The 590-nt window shown below is 44.7% G+C and carries 1 protein-coding gene and 1 pseudogene; both read right to left on the bottom strand.

What is annotated here, in order from left to right:
- A pseudogene (locus R8N47_RS26790) lies at window positions 1-183 on the bottom strand (Na+/H+ antiporter NhaC family protein); the annotation flags it as partial.
- Between the two features lie 166 nt (window positions 184-349).
- On the bottom strand, window positions 350-590 hold a 241-nt coding region (locus tag R8N47_RS26785; protein ID WP_412034493.1), incomplete at its 5' end, for a DedA family protein.

The raw sequence follows: 590 nt of genomic DNA, 5'->3' as shown, positions 1-590 counted from the left end.
AAACGCAATGATGATGGCTGGTAATACCGCAATTGGTGCTGGCAGCTGGTAGAAGGCAAATTCCACGCCTTGCAAAGATAAGTAAGTGCCTACGCCAATAAATAGCGCAAGGAATACGATCAATGGGATCAGTGCGACCGCAGACGGTGCAACTGTTTTAGTAGTTTGTTGGGAACCGGACATGTAAACGACAAAGATAATAATAAGAGAAGTGAGCAGACTAATCTCACCGACTTTTATTGTCAACGTCTAGACGTCTAAATGGCTGCGTAATTTTTGTATTTGGAGGAAAGAAAAAAGCTCATGGCATCTATCTTACTGATACCATGAGCCTTTATTGAAAGTGCATTTATAGCGACGATTTTGCTTTTTTTCGCTTGAGTAAGCCTAGGAGCATCAATGCGAACACAACCGCGGCGCTCGCCCAGATTGCGTATTTGTAGTGGCTATATAAATGGCTGAGTGCGCTGAGGTGCTCAAATGCAAAATGCGTAAGTAAACTGAACACCAAAACCCAAATGGTGGCAGCGAGTGCGTTGCCGAGTAAAAACTCTCTGCGTGGCATTTTTGCTATCCCACACGCCAGAGGC

It is taken from the genome of Vibrio sp. 2132-1 (genome assembly GCF_033344315.1).
Note: the sequence above shows the minus strand (reverse complement) of the source record. Positions and strands in the feature narration are given on the sequence as shown.